Below are 15,644 nucleotides of genomic sequence, written 5' to 3' on the forward strand. Positions count from 1 at the left end.
CCCGTGAAGTTCAGCTACGCCATGCTCCCCGACTACCCCCTGGCCGATTCCCTGGAGTCCATCCAACTAGCCGACGAGCTGGGCTTCTACGCCTGTTACGCCGCCGACGAGACCTGGCACAAGGACCTCTGGCTCCTCTTCGCCGCGGCCGCCGGCCGCACCAGCCGCATCCGCCTCGGCCCGAGCGTCTCCCCGGTGACGCTGCGCGAACCGACCCTGATCGCCCAGGCCCTCGCCACGCTCGACGAACTGACCGACGGCCGCGCCGAAGGCGTCCTGTCCAGCGGCAACTTCGGCCTCCTCGCCCAGTACCGCATCGACTGGGCCCGCACCAGGCCGCTCTCCCGCGTCAAGGAAGCCCTGCACGTGATGCGCACGTTCCTCGACGAGGGAGCGATCACGCACGACGGCGAATTCTTCTCCTACGACGGCCTGTTCACGTTCGCCCGGCCCGTGCAGAGCCGACTGCCGCTGAAGCTCGGCGCGATGCGCGGACCGAAGTCCTTCGAGGCCGCCGGGGAGTTGTCCGACGGCTGCCACCACGCCCTGAGCTACACCCGCGAGGCCTACGACTACGCCGTGCACCACATCCGGGCGGGCGCCGAGCGCGCCGGCAAGGACTGGCGCTCCCTGGACATCGGCGCCTGGGTGGTCTTCGCGACCGGCCCCGACTCGGCGGCCGCCAAGGAGGCGGCCCGCAGCATGGTCGGCATCTACGCGTCCTCCATGCCCGAGGAGCAGCTGCTCCGCAACGGCGTGGACCCGGCCGAGCTGAAGCCGGTCATCGACGCGATCGGCGCCGGCGACCTGGCGCGCGGCATCGAACTGACCACCCCGGAGATCGCCGACCGCCTCTCCGTCGCAGGCACGCCCGAGGAATGCCGGGAGAAGATCGAGCGGGACATCGCCCCCAGCGGTGTGAACCACATGATCTGCGCGATCACCGACCGCACCCTGGTGAAGGCGTTCACGGGCCGGGACCTGACGGAGGCGGCGGACGTGAACACGCAGCTGCGGCTCATCCAGGACCGGGTGATGCCGGCGTTCGCCTGAGCCGGGGGCTTGTCGAACCACCCGTCCGAGGTGACCGCGCGGAGGGCAGCAGGGAGGGGGCGACGCCGAGGTCAGGGCCCGAGGTCGATGAGGCGTACGGGCTGCCCCCTCCACGCTTCGGGTTCGGTGGTGGCGATCACCGCGCCGCTCGGCCGCTCGGCCGTCGGCTCGGCGGCGTACCGCGTGTGGGCCGGGGCCCAGGAGGTCTCGCGGGCTACGGCGCGGACGGTGGACAGGTCCAGCTCCAGCACGGTGATACCGGGCAGCGCGGCAAGGTGCTCCGCCGTGCCGTGCCGGGCCAAACCCGGTCCGCCGCGACCAAGGCGCAGGCCGGGGCGTAGAGGAACCAGCCCGCCTCGGCCTGGGCACGGTGAATCAGCCGGGAGGCGAGCACATCGCCCTTGCCGGCCGCGACCATCGCGGTGTCGTCCAGGACGATGTGCAGGGGCTCGGTCGTCACCTGGCGCCCGCCTCACTCAGCCGCCGGTCGAGTTCCGCGTCGAGAGCCGCCTGCTCGCTCGCGCTCGGGTCGTAGCCGTTCCACTCCCGCAGGGCGACGCGGGTCCTTTCGGCCCTCACCACCCGCTCCTCGGGAGTGAGCAGCGTCTCGGCGAGGTGGGAGAGGTGTCCCCGCAATGACATGCCTTCGGAGGAAGCTATCCGGGCGAGCCTGTCGCGGGCCTCTGCGGGGATGCGGACGTTGGCGTCGGCCATGGTGCCTCCTCGGTCTGAGCCGCCCAGAGTACGGGTACGGGTACGGGTACGTACCCGTCCACCGTCGGCGCATCCACTCGGCAAGCCATCGCCGTGGCCGAGGCGTTGGGGATCTCCCGCCTGCTTCGTGCCAGCACCCGAATGATCACCGATGAGCCGGAGGGTCGTGTGGCGGCGGCGCAGGCCGACCCCCACTTGTGCCGGGTCCCTGTGCCCCGGCATGCCGGTTCCCGCGCAGGCCGAGGAAGGCCGCGCGGAGCACGCACGCGGTGAAGACGACGTTGGTCCCGGCCGCCAACCAGACCCACCTGGCGACGTGGGGCGCACTCCAGCTGGACGGCACCTCACCTTCGGGGTCGAAGAAGACCCGGACCCGGTCTCCGGCCCGCGCGCCACGGCAGCCACCGGCCGGGCCCGCGAAGCGGGTGCCGTCGCTCCCGCGCAACTCACAGGTCGAGTTGACCCTGGTCTGCTCCGTGGACGTCACGACAGCGTCGACCCACTCGCCGCGCTGTTGCAGGGCCCGGTCCTGGATCAGGAACAGACCGAGGACGAAGAGCCCTGCGGCGGAGAGGAGGAACACCAGCGCCAGGGCCATCCGCTGGCCGGTGTGCACCGCGATCAACCACAGCAGCCCGAGCGCCCCCGCCAGGCCGGGGAACACGAGCCAGCGGCCGACGACCCCGGAGAGCATGACGCCGTCAAGAGCGGCCAGGACCGCCACGCACGCATAGAAGCGCGGCGCCGGATACCGCCGTTCCAGCCTGTCGAGCCACTGGGGGCCTGCCATCACCACCTACCACCGCGCAGGGACGACCGGCCAGGTCTTCTCCTCCGAGACCCTCGCCCGGGCTTCCCGCAGTGCCCACGCGTAGTGCCGCACTCCCTTGCCCACACCCCAGAGGCCGACGGCCGCGATCACCACGCCGGCGCCGGCCACGCCCACCTGGACGCAGGCGGCACCGTCGCCCTGGCCGAGGTCTCCCGTCAGGGCGACGAGCACCAGGACCGCGCCGATCAGGAACGGTACGACGGGTGCCATCATCCACACGAGCGACTTCCCGGACAGGAACACCAGGTACCGGCGCCCGTCCAGCGGAACGGTGTCCTTCCAGGGCTGCCCCGCGCGCATCAGGTCCCACGTGGAGGCGAGCGGCTGCGGGATGTTCCCTGGAGGGAGCGAGCGGGCCGGGGGCAGGCGGTCGAGCGCCGACCAGGCCTCCAACAACCTCTGCTCGATACGGCCCCGCCGCACCACGCGCACGAGCCCCGCGGCGCCCGCTCCGGCGGCCAGGAGCGAGACGACCACCAGCACTACGGCCACCAGCAGCTCCGCGTCTTCCGGACCGTCGAGGCCGAGGTACCAGCCGAGCCCCACCCACGCGACGAGCCAGCCTCCCGCGATCAGCGCCGTGGCCAGCCAGGCCCACAGCATGTTCCGCAGCGCCATACCGCGCCGGTCAAGGACGTCCGTCGCCGCGGCGCGGGCGGTCAGGAGCGCCGCGCGGTCGTACCAGCTCAGTGTCCGGGGGTCCGGGGGGAGGTCCGGCGGGTTTCCGGGGTTCATGACGACGCACCGTCCTCGGCGGGTTCCGGGTCTTCGAGAAAGGTCGACTTTCCTGCGATGAGGGCCACGATGCTCGCCATCGCCAGCACCTGTTCTGCGTCCAGGCAGGTACCCACGACCAGGAGTCCACGGCCGCCACCGGGAGGGCAGGCCAGGCAGACGGCGAGTCCGAGCTTCGCCAGGGGGCGGGCCGCCCCGGCCCCGTCGCCCGCGTCCGGCTCGGTCTTCGCGAAATGCCGCGCGAGCACCTCACCGAGGTTCACGTCCTGGTTGGCCGCGGGCACCTCGACGACTCCGGCGCTGATCTGCCACACGGCCCTGCCGTACTCGCCTTCGGGCACCGCGACGACGCCGTGGGTGATCACGCCTTGGTTCAGGAGGACCCGCCGCCAGGCCGTCAGCGCGTCGGTGTAGGCCTGGCGCAGACCGATGGCCTTGTGCGGGTAGCTGCGATTGATCAGGTCGGCGCAGCGCGCCCGTGCGGCCTCCTCGTCGTGACCGTCGGCGAGCAGGTCGAACCAGTCGGTCGGCGCGTACAGCAGGACGGAACCGAGCGGCTCCCGCAAGGCGGAGACGTCGAGGGGCGGGGAGACAGTCATGTCGGAGCGAGCGTCTGACGCACGTGCGGTCGCGAGAGCCCAACCGCTTCCCGTCGGGCGGCAGGGCGTGGCCGGCCGAGTCAGCTTCGTTGTCGGTGGTGGCTGGGAAGCTGGCCGCATGATCCCCTGGAACCTGCTCGATCTCGACAAGGCCCTGCGAGCCGGCTGGGCCGCCGATACCTGTTCCCCCGACGATCAGGCGGACTGGCAGGCAGGGAACCCGGCCTGGGGGCACTGTGATGTCACGGCCTTGATCGTCAACGACGTCTTCGGTGGTGATCTCATGGTCGGGGAGGTGCACCTTGACGGGTCCCAGCACGGCTTCCACTGGTGGAACCGGCTGCCGAGCGGTGTCCAGCTCGATCTGACGCGTGAGCAGTTCCAGCGGGGGCAGACCGTCACCGCTGCACGTGTCGTCGAGCGCCTGCCGGGCCCGCTGCCCCGGCGCTGGGCGGAGTACCTCCTGCTGCGGGAGCGTGTGATCAAGCACCTTGGTCGTCTTCCGGAGCCCGTCTGAGGGAGGTGGGATCAGTCGGGCTGGTTGTGGACCGGCTCCCGGTCCCAGCCGGGTGATCAGTCGCAGATACGAGCCGTCCTGACGGCGCCGCCCGCGTTCTCGTCGTCCGCGCCGAGGACCGCGACGTCCGAGCCGGACACGCAGTGCACGGCCTCGACCTTGTGGTCCTTGAACTTCCGGAGGACCTCGGGCGACTTGGCGACCGTGAGCCGCACCCGGCCCGAGCGATCGAGCGACACCGAGCCCGCGTCGTTCACCGCCGAGTCGAACGGCCCGTCGTCCCCCTCGTCGGACGCCGAGGCGATCAGCAGCCTGCCCGAGTCGGTGACAGAGATGTCGGAGGCGTGCCGGACGTCACCTGTGGGATACGGCGCCCGGTAGGCGGCCTTCGTCACGGTGCCGAACACCGACTCCCCGTACCTGTTGAACGACAGGGGTGCCGCGTAGAGCGTCGCCGCTCGGTCGTCGCCCTCGCCCCGGTCGGCCCAGACCGCCGCCAGCTTGCCGTGCCGTGAAACGAGCGCGAGGCTCTCGAAGTTGTCGCCCTGGCCGATCGCCGGCAGCGGCGAGAGATCGCGGACCTCGACCGCGTTCCCGTCGTCGGTGACCTCCAGGTGGTAGACGAGGCCCCGGCTCGCCACGGCCAGGTACTCGTCGGAGGTGCCCGGCACCGCTTCGAGCGCCTCCAGGTCGATCGGCTCGGCACCGCCCCTCCAGTCGAGTGGCCGCACAACCACCGAGCGCCCGGATTCGCCGTGACGGTGGGTGAGTCGGGCTATGCGTTGCTCTCCGGGGCGCTTGTTGTCCAGCGCGATCAGGGCGCGGTAGGTGTTGCCCGCGTGCGAGGTGACGGCCAATCCGCTGACGCCGCTCCTCATGTCCGGTCCGACCTGCTGCCATCCGGTGGCCGCGAGCGCCGGCGCGCCACTCGTGCGTGCCGCGGTCGCTCCCGTGGTGGCGGCCACGGCAACTCCCGCGCCCAGCACAGCGGTGGTGGTCAGGACGGCCTTACGCATGCTCATGGAGCTCTCCCTGGCGAGGCGACGCGCGTAGATGATCGAGTTGGCCGGGAACGTAGCGGCCCGCCCGGCCTCCCCGCAAGGGGCGCGACCACGTGACCGACGGGCGGTCCGGACGGCCGCCGAGCCATCGCGTAAACGATGGGCAAAGAGTCTTGCCACCCTGAAGGCGACGCGCGTAGACATAGGGCGACCTGGTGCGCAGGCCGTCTCCCTGCCGCCTGGTACGCCCTGCTCTCATGGCCGTTCAGGCCGGATCCGGAGACATCATCCATGCGCAAGTCCTTCAGAGCCGCGAGCATCGCCACCGCCTGCGCCCTCGCCGGCGGAGCCCTGTGGGGCACCGGCACCGCCACCGCCGGTACCGACACCGGCGCCCCCGCCTCCAGGATCACGGAGGCGAAGAGCGGTAACGAACCCCACAACATCGGGCAGCTCGTCGCCGAGATCGACGCCTACTACGGCATCACCCAGGACGACGACGGCGTCTACCGAGCGTCCGCGGACAGCGACTACGCCAAGGACGTCGCCGACGTCCTCGCCAAGGCCAAGCGCGACATCAAGCGCCAGGCGGCCACTTCCGGCCGGGCGAAGGACGACCGACCCGCGATCGTCCTCGACATCGACGACACAGTGCTGCTCAGCATCGACTACGAGAAGCGCACCAACTACACGTACAACAACACCACGTGGAGCGAGTACGTGGACCGGGCCGACCGCCCGGCCGTCTTCGGTGTGCCCGAGCTGATCGCATACGCGGAGGACCACGGCGTCGAGGTCTTCTTCCTCACCGGCCTCGGTGAGGACAAGCGCGAGGCCGCGGTCGAGAACCTCGCCGAGGTCGGTGTCGACACCGAACTCGACGCCGACCACGCGTTCTTCAAGAACAAGGCCAATCCGCCGTCCTACCTGGGCGACTGTGCCACCGCCGAGGACTGGAACTGCACCACCGTGCAGTACAAGGCGGGCACCCGGAAGTACATCGAGTCGACCGGCTACGACATCATCGGCAGCTTCGGCGACCAGTACTCCGACCTCAAGGGCGGCTACGCCGACAAGCTGTACAAGCTCCCGAACCCGTCGTACTTCGTCGACTGACCGCCGACGCGCACCTGCGGGATCCGGGCGGCGTCGCTTCCCGGCCTGGACCACCCCGCCCACCCACCACGGTCCGAGGCGAAGCCACAAGGGGCGGCAGACGAGTCGGGCTGTACGCCGGGTTCTGTTCCGGCGGGTCCTCGCGGGCCCGCCGGCGACGGCCATCCATCTAGGACCGGCGTTGCCGCCGGCCTCGTGCGGTCTACCCGCGGACTCGGGCGGGCAGCCCTCGTACGTCCGCGCAGAGACACCGAGGTGTCTCCTTTTGACCTTGCTCCGGGTGGGGTTTACCTAGCTGCCCAGGTCGCCCTGGGCACTGGTGGTCTCTTACACCACCGTTTCACCCTTACCGGAGACCGAAGCCTCCGGCGGTCTGCTTTCTGTGGCACTGTCCCGCGGGTCACCCCGGGTGGCCGTTAGCCATCACCCTGCCCTGTGGAGCCCGGACGTTCCTCGGGAAGTCCCGCAAGGGACTCCACGCGGCCGCCCGCCCGGCTCGTCTGCCGTGTCGACCATGGTACCGGGCGTGCGCGCCGGCTCGGTCCGGTGGCCGCCGTCGCCAGGACCGAGCCCGTGAGGATCAGGGCGAAGGCGGCGATGACGCCGGGGGTCAGGGACTCGTCCAGGAAGAGGGCTCCGGCGGTGACCGCGACCGCCGGGTTGACGTACGTGATGACCGTGGCCCGGGTCGGGCCGGCCTCCTTGATCAGCTCCAGGAAGGCGACGAACGCGACCGCCGTGCAGACCACGCCCAGCCCCGCGAGGGCGGCCAGCACCTCCGTGGAGGGGAGGGTGTCCGGGCGGGACGCGATGGCGGCGGGAGCGTAGACGACGGCCGCGAGAGTGAGGCAGGACGCCGTGAGGTGGAGGGACGGGACCTCCTTGAGGTGGCGGGCGGCGATCAACGGGGCCGTGGCGTAGCCCACCACCGTCAGCAGTACCTCGGCGAGGGAGCGGGCGTCGCCGCCGGTCAGGTGCGGGACGGTGAGGACGCCGACGCCGGCCAGTCCGAGGCCGAGGCCGGCGAGCCGCCGTACGCCGAGGTGCTCGGTGTCGCCGGAGAGGCGGGCCAGGAGGACTCCGACGATCGGTACGCCCGCGATCAGCAGGCCCGCGGTCGAGCTGGACAGGTGGCGTTCGGCGTCGGTCAGGGTCCACCAGGGGCCGATGATCTCGATGACGGCGAAGGCGAGGAGGGGTTTCCAGTGGGTCCCCACGGTGCGGAGCAGACCTCCCTTGCGCAGGGCGAAGGGGAGCAGGATGGCGGCGCCCAGCGCGCAGCGCGTGAACACCACCCCGGACGGGGACACGGCGTCCACCGCCACCTTGATCATCAGGTAGGGGACGCCCCAGACCACTCCCATCAGGGAGAACAGAAACCAGCCGCGTGCAGTCATGCGGCCGAGTCTCGGCCGGGTCAGGCGGTGCCGTCTTGAACGCTGTTGCGGTACGCCGCCGGGGTCACGCCCAGTACGCGGCGGAACCAGCGGGTCAGGTGTGCCTGGTCGGCGAAGCCCACCAGTGCCGCAACCTCGGCGGGGCGCAGGCCCGCGTCCAGGAGCCCGCGCGCCCTGGCCACCCGGTGCTGGGCGAGCCAGGCGTACGGCGGTATCCCCGTCGTCGTACGGAAGGCGCGCAGGAGTTGGTAGCGGGACAGGCCGAGGTCCGTGGCGAGGGCTGCCAGGGACGGCGGGGCGAGGAGTTCGTCGGCGAGGCGGTCGCGTACGACGCGGGCGATGCGGTCGGCGCCGGGGACGGTGTCGTCGGTCGCGCGGGCCACCGAGTGGCGGCGGGCCAGGGCCGTGAGCAGCCAGGGGAGGCGGGACTCGGCCTCCAGGGGGTCGGGGCGGCGGGTCAGGTCCGTGTGCGCGGCGCGCAGGGCGGCGGCGAGTTCCGGGTCCTCCAGAACGGGCTGCCGGAAGTGTGGGAGGCGGGTGCCGCGGGTGCCGTCGGTGAGGAGGTTCGGGGCCGCGTACAGGGCGCGGTACGAGTAGCCGTCGGGGGCTGCCGGGCCGCCGGTGTGCACTTCGCCGGGCTCCAGGACGACGATCGATCCCGGGCCCGAGTGGATGTGCCCGCCCCGGTAGGCGATGACCTCCAGGCCGCCGACGGTGACGCCGACCGTGAACTCGTCATGGGCGTGCGGGGCGTAGACGTGGCGGTCGAACCGTGCGGTGAGGAGGTCGAGGGGCGGGCCGTCCGTTCCCAGCCGGGCCCTGGTCCACCTTGCCTGTTCGCGCGCGTCCACCGCTCCCCACCCCCTGCCCCAACGGGATCAGAGGAAGTCGGCGGTGTCCAGTTCGAAGGCGAAGGGGGCGGGGAGGGCGAGGGGTTTGCCGAGGGGGTGGGTGCGGTGCTCGCGGTAGTCGTCCTGCTCCGGGTCGCTGAACAGCGTGATCGACGATGCCTCGCGGTCGACGAGCAGGTAGCGGGGGATGCCTCCACGGGCGTAGCAGCGGCGCTTGGCCTCTCGGTCGGCCCGAGGCTTGGTGGAAGTCACCTCGAGGACCAGCGCGACACCTTCGCAGGGCATCCAGGGGTCGGCGCCTCGGTAGAGCCGCAGCTCGGTCGGGGCGAAGGTGCCGTCCGGGATCACGTGGTCTTTCGGGCAGGCGCCTCCGCTCTGCAGTTTCAGGCCCTTGTTCCCGGAGAAGTCCATGTCGGTCCGGGACTTCCTGATCACCTGCTTCACGATCAGATTGATGTAGTCCTCGTGATCCCCGTCCGGCGGCGGCGTCACAACGATCTCCCCCTCGATCAGCTCGGCCCGGAAGCCTTCCGGCGTGTCCAGGGCGAGGAACCCCTCCAGCAGGACCTCCGCCTGCGTCAGCGGCTCGTGGGCCATGGCAGTCATGTCACGCCCCTCCTTCGGTCGTTCGCCAGACTGGGACATCGGCTGATCACCTGTCCATGAGATCGGGACCGTTCCCTCGATCGTGGCACACGATCACGCCCACCGTCCGAAGCCGGAGCCACGCCGCTTGACCCTGTCGCAACGTCAACGTTTCTACTGAGGTCATGCGGATCGGAGAACTCGCCGACGCCGTCGGCGTCACCACGCGGACCGTGCGGCACTACCACCACCAGGGCCTGCTGCCCGAGCCGGAACGGCTGGCCAACGGCTATCGGACGTACACCCTGCGGCACGTCGTCGTGCTGGCGCGGATCCGGCGGCTGACCGAGCTGGGGCTCGGCCTGGCGGAGGTGCGGGACGTGCTCGCGGACGAGGCCGGGAAGGATCTGGCCGAGGTGCTGGAGGAACTGGACGCGGATCTCGCGCGGCAGGAGGCGGCGATCCGGGAGCGGCGGGCGCGGCTGCGGGCGCTGCTGGAGGCGGAGGGCGGGCTGCCGGCCGAGGGGCCGGTCTCGCCGGAGCTGGCGGAGTTGTTCGCCGGGATGGGGGATGTCTCCGGCTCACCCATGGCCGTCCGGGACCGGGAGATGCTGGCGCTCCTGGAGAGCACCGTGGCGCCGGAGGACCGGGAGCGGCTGCTGGCCACGCTGCGCGGCGCGCTGGGCTCCCCGGAGGCGGTGGCGCGGGCCCATGCCGCCTATGCGCTGCTCGACGAGCTGGCGGACGCCGGCGCCGACGATCCGCGGGTGGCGGAGGCGGCCCGGGTGCTCGCGGACTGCCTGCCCGCTGAGCTGTTGCCCGAGGAGGACGTCGTACTGGACACCGGTGGCGGTTTCCTGGGTGCCCTGTACGCCGATTTCGCGCCCGGGCAGGCGGAGGCGATCCGGCGGGCCATGGAGATCGCGTCGAGGGGGCGGCGGTCGTGAGGGGCCCGTCCTTCGTCACGCTCCCGTACCTCCTGGTGCGGCACGAGTTGCGGCTGCTGGCGAGCCTGTGGCTGTGGGCGGCGCGGCGGACCGACGGGGCGGCGGCCGGCGGGTCGGCCTTCGGGTACTCGCGGGGGCAGGGCGCGATGATGTTCGGCCTCGGGTTCGTGTGCGTGATCGAGTCCGTGATGATGTCCGTGCTGCTGTGGGACTGGCCCACCGTGCACCACGTGGTGCTGGTGCTGGACGTGTACACCGTCGTCTTCGTCGTCGGGCTGCACGCCGCGTCCGTGGTCCGTCCGCACGTCCTGGATCCGGGCGGCGGCACGCTGCGGATACGCCGGGCCGTGCACGTCGACGTACGGGTACCGCTGGCGCGGATCGCCTCCGTGCGCCGCGAGCTGCGGACCACGCACGACCGGGTGGACGGTGAACTCGATCTCGCCGTCGGGTCCCAGACCTCCGTGACCGTCCGTCTCGCCGAGCCCGTCACCCACGTCACCTTCTTCGGGCGGCGGCGCGAGGTGCGCGTCGTGCGCTGCCACGCCGACGACCCCGGCGGTCTCGTACGGGCCGTCGAGCGGGCGCGGGAGGGGTACGCCGTACCCTGACCTGGAGTCCGGGAGCTTGGGAGCTCGGAGTGAAGGAGTACGTGTGCTTGTCCTGCTGCCGCCGTCCGAGGGGAAGGCCGCGTCCGGCCGGGGCGCCCCGCTGAAGCCGGAGTCGCTGTCCCTGCCGGGGCTCGCCGCGGCCCGGGAGACCGTGCTCGGCGAACTGGTCGAGCTGTGCGCCGGTGACGAGGAGAAGGCGCGCGAGGTGCTCGGGCTCAGCGAGGGGCTGCGCGGCGAGGTCGCCAAGAACACGGAGCTGCGGACGGCGGGGGCGCGTCCGGCCGGGGAGATCTACACCGGTGTGCTGTACGACGCCCTGGACCTGGCCTCGCTGGACCCGGCCGCCAAGAAGCGGGCCGCCCGTTCGCTGCTGGTGTTCTCGGGGCTGTGGGGCGCGGTGCGGGTGACCGACCGGATTCCGTCCTATCGGTGTTCGATGGGCGTGAAGCTCCCCGCCCTCGGGGCGCTGGGGGCGTACTGGCGGACGCCGATGGCCGAGGTGCTGCCCGAGGTGGCCGGGGACCGGCTGGTGCTGGACCTGCGTTCGTCGGCGTACGCGGCGGCGTGGAAGCCGAAGGGGGAGGTCGCCGGGCGGACGGCGACCGTGCGGGTGCTGCACGCTCCGACCCGCAAGGTGGTCAGCCACTTCAACAAGGCGACCAAGGGGCGGATCGTACGGAGCCTGCTGGCGTCCGGGACCGCGCCCGAGGGGCCCGCGGAGCTGGTGGAGGCGCTGCGGGACCTGGGGTACGAGGTGGAGGCCGAGGCGCCCGCGAAGGCGGGTAAGCCGTGGTCGCTGGACGTGCTGGTGGCGGAGATCCACTGAGATCACTGAGTCGGCCGTCACGTGCCGCTGCGTAGTGTTGCGTATGTCGCAACGGTTATTGCACGTACTGCTTCCCGACGGCACGATGAGGTCATGAGCTCACCGCTGCCCTCCTCCCCGCACGCCTCGACGCCGTCGGTGCTGGATCTGGCCCCCGTCGTTCCCGTCGTGGTCGTCGACGACCTCGCCGACGCCGTGCCGCTCGCCCGCGCGCTCGTCGCCGGCGGGCTGCCCGCGATCGAGGTGACGCTGCGGACGCCGGTCGCCCTCGACGCGATCCGCGCGATCGCCGCTGAGGTACCGGGAGCGGTCGTCGGCGCGGGCACGGTCATCACGCCGGAGCAGGTCGGGGAGGTCGTGGCGGCCGGGGCGCGGTTCCTGGTCAGCCCGGGGTGGACGGACGGGTTGCTGGAGGCGATGCGGGCGTCCGGGGTGCCGTTCCTGCCGGGGGTGTCGACCACCTCGGAGGTGGTGGCGCTCCTTGAGCGCGGGGTGCGGGAGATGAAGTTCTTCCCGGCCGAGGCCGCGGGCGGCACCGCCTACCTCAAGGCACTCGCCGCTCCGCTGCCGCAGGCCCGTTTCTGCCCGACCGGCGGCATCGGGCCGGCCTCGGCGCCGGAGTACCTGGCGCTGCCCAACGTCGGCTGCGTCGGGGGCAGTTGGATGCTCCCGAAGGACGCGGTGGCCGATCGTGACTGGGAGCGCGTGGAGCGGCTCGCCCGGGAGGCCGCGGGGCTCAGCGCAGGTGGGACGTGTCGTTGAACAACCGGACGCTGGCGCCGCCGTCCGCGTAGTACGCCACCGCCGACAGCGACGCCGCCGACAGTTCCATGCGGAACAGCGACTCGGGCGGGGCGCCCAGGGCCAGCCGTACGAACGTCTTGATCGGTGTCACGTGGGAGACCAGCAGCACCGTGCGGCCCGCGTAGGCCGCGGCCAGCTTGTCGCGGGTCGCGGCGACCCGCGCGCCGGTCGTCGCGAAGCTCTCGCCGCCGCCGGTCGGCTCCGCGTCCGGGGAGGACAGCCAGGCGTCCAGGTCGTCGGGGTACCGCTCGCGCGCCTCGCCGAAGGTAAGCCCCTCCCAGGCGCCGAAGTCGGTCTCCCGCAGGCCCTCCTCGACCGTCACCTCCAGGCCGAGGCGGGCGGCGACGATGCCGGCGGTCTCGCGGGTGCGGGCCAGGGGCGAGGCGACGACCGCCTGGATCGTGCCGCGCCGGGCCAGGCTCGCGGCGACCTTCTCGGCCTGCTCCCGGCCGACGGCCGACAGGGACGGGTCGCTGCCGCCGCTTCCGGAGAACCGCTTCTGCGGGGTGAGGGGCGTCTCGCCGTGCCGGAGCAGGACGAAGGTGGCGGGGGCGCCCATGTCGGGCGGTCCCCAGCCGGGCGAGGCCACGGTCTTCGCGGCCCGCACGTCGGCGTCGGCCGCGGTGTCGGCGGAGGCGTCGGCGTCGGCGTCCGCGGAGGCGTCGGCGGAGAGGCGCGGGACCCCGGTGGGCTCAGGGGTTGTCCGGGCCGACTGAGCGATACGTTCGCCCACGGCGGCACCGTCACCGGGCTCGGGGGCGCCCCGCTCCGTGTCCGCGTCGGCCGCGGCCCGGGCGTCGGCCGCGTCCGGTTCCGCCGTCGACAGGGACGGCGACCACTGCTCGCCGCGCGCCCCCGCGTCCATCGCCTCGTTGGCCAGGCGGTCGGCGTGCTTGTTGCTCGCGCGGGGGATCCACTCGTACGTCACCCGCCCCGGCGGGAAGACGCGCGCCGCCTCGGCCGCCAGCGGCTTCATGTCCGGGTGCTTGATCTTCCAGCGGCCCGACATCTGCTCGACGACGAGCTTGGAGTCCATCCGCACGTGAACGGCCGCGTCCGGGTCCAGCTCCTTCGCCGCGCGCAGGCCGGCCAGCAGGCCCCGGTACTCGGCCACGTTGTTCGTGACGACCCCGAGGTACTCGGCGGCCTCGACCAGGGTCTCCCCCGTCGCCGCGTCCAGCACCACGGCCCCGTAGCCCGCGGGCCCCGGGTTGCCCCGCGACCCGCCGTCGGCCTCGACGACGAACTCCCGCACCGGACCGGCCGCCGAAGCCGCCACCGAGCCTGCCACCGAACCTGCCCTACAGCCCGGAGTCGGCCGTGCGCACCAGGATGCGGCGGCAGTTCTCGCAGCGGACGACCGTGTCGGGCGCCGCCGAGCGGATCTCGCTCAGCTCGGTGATCGCCAGCTCCTGGCGGCAGCCCTGGCAGCTGCGCTGGTACAGCTTGGCCGCGCCGACGCCGCCCTGCTGCTCGCGCAGCTTGTCGTAGAGCTTCAGCAGGTCGTCGGGGACCGAGCCCGCGATGACCTCGCGCTCCTTGGTGACCGAGGCCGCGTCGCCGTCCAGCTCCTCGACGGCCGCGTCCCGGCGCGCGGCGGCGTCGTCGAGCTTCCCCTGCACCGCGCCGACCCGCTCGGTCAGCTCGGCGACCCGCTCCTGCGCGGACTCGCGGCGCTCCATCACCTCCAGGACGACGTCCTCGAGGTCGCCCTGCCGCTTGGCGAGGGAGGCGATCTCGCGCTGGAGGTTCTCCAGGTCCTTGGGGGAGGTGACGGCACCCGAGTCGAGGCGCTGCTGGTCGCGGCCGGCGCGCTGGCGCACCTGGTCCACGTCCTGCTCGGCCTTGGTCTGCTCGCGGGCGCAGTCGCTCTCCTCGGTCTGCGCGGCCACGAGCAGGTCGCGCAGCTGCGTGAGGTCCTTGGTCAGCGACTCGATCTCGGCGTGCTCGGGCAGGGACCGGCGCTTGTGCGCGAGCTGCTGGAGCCGCACGTCGAGGCCCTGGACGTCGAGGAGTCGGATCTGGTCGGCGGGCGCGGCTTTCAGTTGGGGGCTCCCATTGTGTCGGAGGTCGGGGCGGACGCCGCGTGGGCGGTCCAGGGGTCGGTGACCGTCTTGGAGACGTGGACCCGGAGGTCCCAGCCGTTCCGGTCGGAGATCTCGTCGAGCTGGGCCGCGCCCAGCTCGCACCAGGGCCACTCGGTGGCCCAGTGCGCCGCGTCGAGCAGCGCGAGGGGACTGTGGGCACGATCCGCGGTGAACTCGGACACCGGGTGGTGGCGCAGGTCCGCGGTGAGGAACGCGTCGACGCCGGCCGCCCGTACGTGGTCGAAGAGGCTGTCGCCGGAGCCGCCGCTGACGGCGACCGTGCGGACGGTCGCCTCCGGGTCGCCGGCGACGCGGATGCCCTGCGCGGTGGCGGGCAGCCGCTCGGCGGCGCGGGCGGCCAGCTCGCGGACGGTGAGCGGATGCTCCAGTTCGCACACCCGGCCCAGGCCCCGGCGGCCGTCGGGGTCGCCCGGGTCCGGCACGAGGGGGCGTACGACGCGGAGGTCGAGGGCGCCGGCCAGCGCGTCGGAGACGCCCGGGTCGGCGGTGTCGGCGTTGGTGTGGGCGACGTGCAGCGCGATGTCGTTCTTGATGAGCGTGTGCACCACGCGGCCCTTGAAGGTGGACGCCGCGACCGTCGTCGTCCCGCGCAGGTACAGCGGGTGATGGGTGACGAGCAGGTCGGCGCCCAGCCTCACCGCCTCGTCGACGATCTCCTGGACGGGGTCGACGGCGAACAGGACCCGGGAGACCTCCTGGTCGGGCTCGCCCACGACGGTGCCGACCGCGTCCCAGGACTCGGCCCGCTCGGCGGGCCACAGGTTCTCCAGCGCGGCGATGACTTCTGACAGACGGGGCACGTAGGCAAGGCTACCTGGCTGATCTGTGCCGTTGTACCCGCAGCGTGCCCCCGTCACCGCCCCGCTCCGGCACAGCACAGACCCCGCCCTCCCCTCAGCCGAATCGTTCCTGTGCCACACGTACGTGTGATGGGTACGGCGGCCGGTC

Annotated in this window: 17 protein-coding genes, 1 other RNA gene and 2 pseudogenes; 7 read left to right on the forward strand and 13 right to left on the reverse strand. The window is 72.4% G+C overall.

The features are described 5' to 3' along the window. The first annotated feature begins 3 nt into the window (after nucleotides 1-3). The gene (locus ACFW48_RS00430; protein WP_386308974.1) at nucleotides 4-1,053 is read left to right on the forward strand and encodes an LLM class flavin-dependent oxidoreductase; all 1,050 of its coding nucleotides are present in this window, start codon (nucleotides 4-6) and stop codon (nucleotides 1,051-1,053) included. Nucleotides 1,054-1,124: 71 nt separating this feature from the next. Here the strand turns inward: ACFW48_RS00430 and ACFW48_RS00435 are convergent. The 5 genes and pseudogenes from ACFW48_RS00435 to ACFW48_RS00455 all read right to left on the reverse strand — a co-directional run bounded on the left by ACFW48_RS00435 (nucleotide 1,125) and on the right by ACFW48_RS00455 (nucleotide 3,933). Beyond that, a pseudogene (locus ACFW48_RS00435) lies at nucleotides 1,125-1,498 on the reverse strand (hypothetical protein). Nucleotides 1,499-1,509: 11 nt separating this feature from the next. Next, nucleotides 1,510-1,767: a hypothetical protein gene (locus ACFW48_RS00440; protein ID WP_386308976.1), complete on the reverse strand. Its 258-nt coding sequence runs from the start codon at nucleotides 1,765-1,767 to the stop codon at nucleotides 1,510-1,512. Nucleotides 1,768-1,912: 145 nt separating this feature from the next. Next, the gene (locus ACFW48_RS00445; RefSeq protein ID WP_386308979.1) at nucleotides 1,913-2,557 is read right to left on the reverse strand and encodes a hypothetical protein; all 645 of its coding nucleotides are present in this window, start codon (nucleotides 2,555-2,557) and stop codon (nucleotides 1,913-1,915) included. Between the two features lie 6 nt (nucleotides 2,558-2,563). Beyond that, nucleotides 2,564-3,334: a hypothetical protein gene (locus ACFW48_RS00450; RefSeq protein ID WP_386308981.1), complete on the reverse strand. Its 771-nt coding sequence runs from the start codon at nucleotides 3,332-3,334 to the stop codon at nucleotides 2,564-2,566. After that, nucleotides 3,331-3,933, reverse strand: coding sequence for a hypothetical protein (locus ACFW48_RS00455; RefSeq protein ID WP_386308983.1), 603 nt, complete (start codon nucleotides 3,931-3,933; stop codon nucleotides 3,331-3,333). Before ACFW48_RS00455 ends, ACFW48_RS00450 begins: the two co-directional genes overlap by 4 nt. A gap of 118 nt (nucleotides 3,934-4,051) precedes the next feature. On the opposite strand from ACFW48_RS00455, the gene ACFW48_RS00460 reads away from it, so the two are divergent. Continuing rightward, the gene (locus tag ACFW48_RS00460) at nucleotides 4,052-4,450 is read left to right on the forward strand and encodes a hypothetical protein (protein ID WP_386308984.1); all 399 of its coding nucleotides are present in this window, start codon (nucleotides 4,052-4,054) and stop codon (nucleotides 4,448-4,450) included. Between the two features lie 56 nt (nucleotides 4,451-4,506). Here the strand turns inward: ACFW48_RS00460 and ACFW48_RS00465 are convergent, their stop codons facing one another. Then, entirely contained in the window at nucleotides 4,507-5,472 is a 966-nt protein-coding gene (locus ACFW48_RS00465) for a hypothetical protein (protein WP_386308986.1), read from the reverse strand. 270 nt (nucleotides 5,473-5,742) lie between these two features. Here ACFW48_RS00465 and ACFW48_RS00470 point away from each other — a divergent pair, with 270 nt between their 5' ends. Beyond that, nucleotides 5,743-6,567, forward strand: coding sequence for an HAD family acid phosphatase (locus tag ACFW48_RS00470; protein ID WP_386308989.1), 825 nt, complete (start codon nucleotides 5,743-5,745; stop codon nucleotides 6,565-6,567). Nucleotides 6,568-6,664: 97 nt separating this feature from the next. Here ACFW48_RS00470 and rnpB read toward each other — a convergent pair. The 4 genes and pseudogenes from rnpB to ACFW48_RS00490 form a co-directional block, all read right to left on the reverse strand. Next, nucleotides 6,665-7,066, reverse strand: an RNA gene (rnpB, locus tag ACFW48_RS00475) — RNase P RNA component class A. Between the two features lie 118 nt (nucleotides 7,067-7,184). After that, nucleotides 7,185-7,964, reverse strand: a pseudogene (locus tag ACFW48_RS00480) (DMT family transporter); the annotation flags it as partial. A gap of 20 nt (nucleotides 7,965-7,984) precedes the next feature. Then, nucleotides 7,985-8,815: an AraC family transcriptional regulator gene (locus ACFW48_RS00485; RefSeq protein WP_386308991.1), complete on the reverse strand. Its 831-nt coding sequence runs from the start codon at nucleotides 8,813-8,815 to the stop codon at nucleotides 7,985-7,987. Between the two features lie 27 nt (nucleotides 8,816-8,842). Continuing rightward, on the reverse strand, nucleotides 8,843-9,412 hold the full coding sequence (locus ACFW48_RS00490; RefSeq protein ID WP_386310218.1) for a Uma2 family endonuclease: 570 nt from the start codon (nucleotides 9,410-9,412) through the stop codon (nucleotides 8,843-8,845). A gap of 173 nt (nucleotides 9,413-9,585) precedes the next feature. Between ACFW48_RS00490 and ACFW48_RS00495 the strand changes: the two genes are divergently transcribed. The 4 genes from ACFW48_RS00495 (at nucleotide 9,586) to eda (ending at nucleotide 12,546) form a co-directional block, all read left to right on the forward strand. Further along, entirely contained in the window at nucleotides 9,586-10,347 is a 762-nt protein-coding gene (locus tag ACFW48_RS00495) for a MerR family transcriptional regulator (protein ID WP_386308993.1), read from the forward strand. Then, entirely contained in the window at nucleotides 10,344-10,958 is a 615-nt protein-coding gene (locus ACFW48_RS00500; RefSeq protein WP_386308995.1) for a hypothetical protein, read from the forward strand. Before ACFW48_RS00495 ends, ACFW48_RS00500 begins: the two co-directional genes overlap by 4 nt. Nucleotides 10,959-11,001: 43 nt before the next feature. After that, the gene (yaaA, locus tag ACFW48_RS00505; protein ID WP_386308998.1) at nucleotides 11,002-11,784 is read left to right on the forward strand and encodes a peroxide stress protein YaaA; all 783 of its coding nucleotides are present in this window, start codon (nucleotides 11,002-11,004) and stop codon (nucleotides 11,782-11,784) included. A 93-nt stretch (nucleotides 11,785-11,877) separates the two neighbouring features. Continuing rightward, the gene (gene eda, locus ACFW48_RS00510) at nucleotides 11,878-12,546 is read left to right on the forward strand and encodes a bifunctional 4-hydroxy-2-oxoglutarate aldolase/2-dehydro-3-deoxy-phosphogluconate aldolase (RefSeq protein ID WP_386309000.1); all 669 of its coding nucleotides are present in this window, start codon (nucleotides 11,878-11,880) and stop codon (nucleotides 12,544-12,546) included. On the opposite strand, the gene ACFW48_RS00515 is transcribed toward eda, so the two are convergent. From ACFW48_RS00515 to ACFW48_RS00525, 3 genes are read right to left on the reverse strand one after another with little or no spacing between them, the layout of a single operon-like run. Next, complete coding sequence (locus ACFW48_RS00515) at nucleotides 12,521-13,843, reverse strand: bifunctional RNase H/acid phosphatase (RefSeq protein WP_386310220.1); 1,323 nt, start codon at nucleotides 13,841-13,843, stop codon at nucleotides 12,521-12,523. The genes eda and ACFW48_RS00515 overlap by 26 nt on opposite strands. Nucleotides 13,844-13,889: 46 nt before the next feature. Continuing rightward, entirely contained in the window at nucleotides 13,890-14,633 is a 744-nt protein-coding gene (locus ACFW48_RS00520) for a C4-type zinc ribbon domain-containing protein (protein ID WP_337303862.1), read from the reverse strand. Next, entirely contained in the window at nucleotides 14,630-15,496 is an 867-nt protein-coding gene (locus ACFW48_RS00525; RefSeq protein ID WP_386309002.1) for a Nif3-like dinuclear metal center hexameric protein, read from the reverse strand. Before ACFW48_RS00525 ends, ACFW48_RS00520 begins: the two co-directional genes overlap by 4 nt. Nucleotides 15,497-15,644: the final 148 nt, after the last annotated feature.

It is taken from the genome of Streptomyces sp. NPDC058812, from assembly GCF_042744565.1.
Lineage (GTDB): Bacteria > Actinomycetota > Actinomycetes > Streptomycetales > Streptomycetaceae > Streptomyces > Streptomyces thinghirensis.

Excerpts from the sequence above, each read along its gene's own strand:
- ACFW48_RS00490 (WP_386310218.1), bottom strand. The coding sequence starts at position 9,412 with ATGGCCCACGAGCCGCTGACGCAGGCGGAGGTCCTGCTGGAGGGGTTC.
- ACFW48_RS00470 (WP_386308989.1), top strand. The coding sequence starts at position 5,743 with ATGCGCAAGTCCTTCAGAGCCGCGAGCATCGCCACCGCCTGCGCCCTC.
- eda (WP_386309000.1), top strand. The coding sequence starts at position 11,878 with ATGAGCTCACCGCTGCCCTCCTCCCCGCACGCCTCGACGCCGTCGGTG.
- ACFW48_RS00455 (WP_386308983.1), bottom strand. The coding sequence starts at position 3,933 with ATGACTGTCTCCCCGCCCCTCGACGTCTCCGCCTTGCGGGAGCCGCTC.
- ACFW48_RS00445 (WP_386308979.1), bottom strand. The coding sequence starts at position 2,557 with ATGGCAGGCCCCCAGTGGCTCGACAGGCTGGAACGGCGGTATCCGGCG.
- ACFW48_RS00440 (WP_386308976.1), bottom strand. The coding sequence starts at position 1,767 with ATGGCCGACGCCAACGTCCGCATCCCCGCAGAGGCCCGCGACAGGCTC.
- ACFW48_RS00465 (WP_386308986.1), bottom strand. The coding sequence starts at position 5,472 with ATGAGCATGCGTAAGGCCGTCCTGACCACCACCGCTGTGCTGGGCGCG.
- ACFW48_RS00450 (WP_386308981.1), bottom strand. The coding sequence starts at position 3,334 with ATGAACCCCGGAAACCCGCCGGACCTCCCCCCGGACCCCCGGACACTG.
- ACFW48_RS00495 (WP_386308993.1), top strand. The coding sequence starts at position 9,586 with ATGCGGATCGGAGAACTCGCCGACGCCGTCGGCGTCACCACGCGGACC.
- ACFW48_RS00460 (WP_386308984.1), top strand. The coding sequence starts at position 4,052 with ATGATCCCCTGGAACCTGCTCGATCTCGACAAGGCCCTGCGAGCCGGC.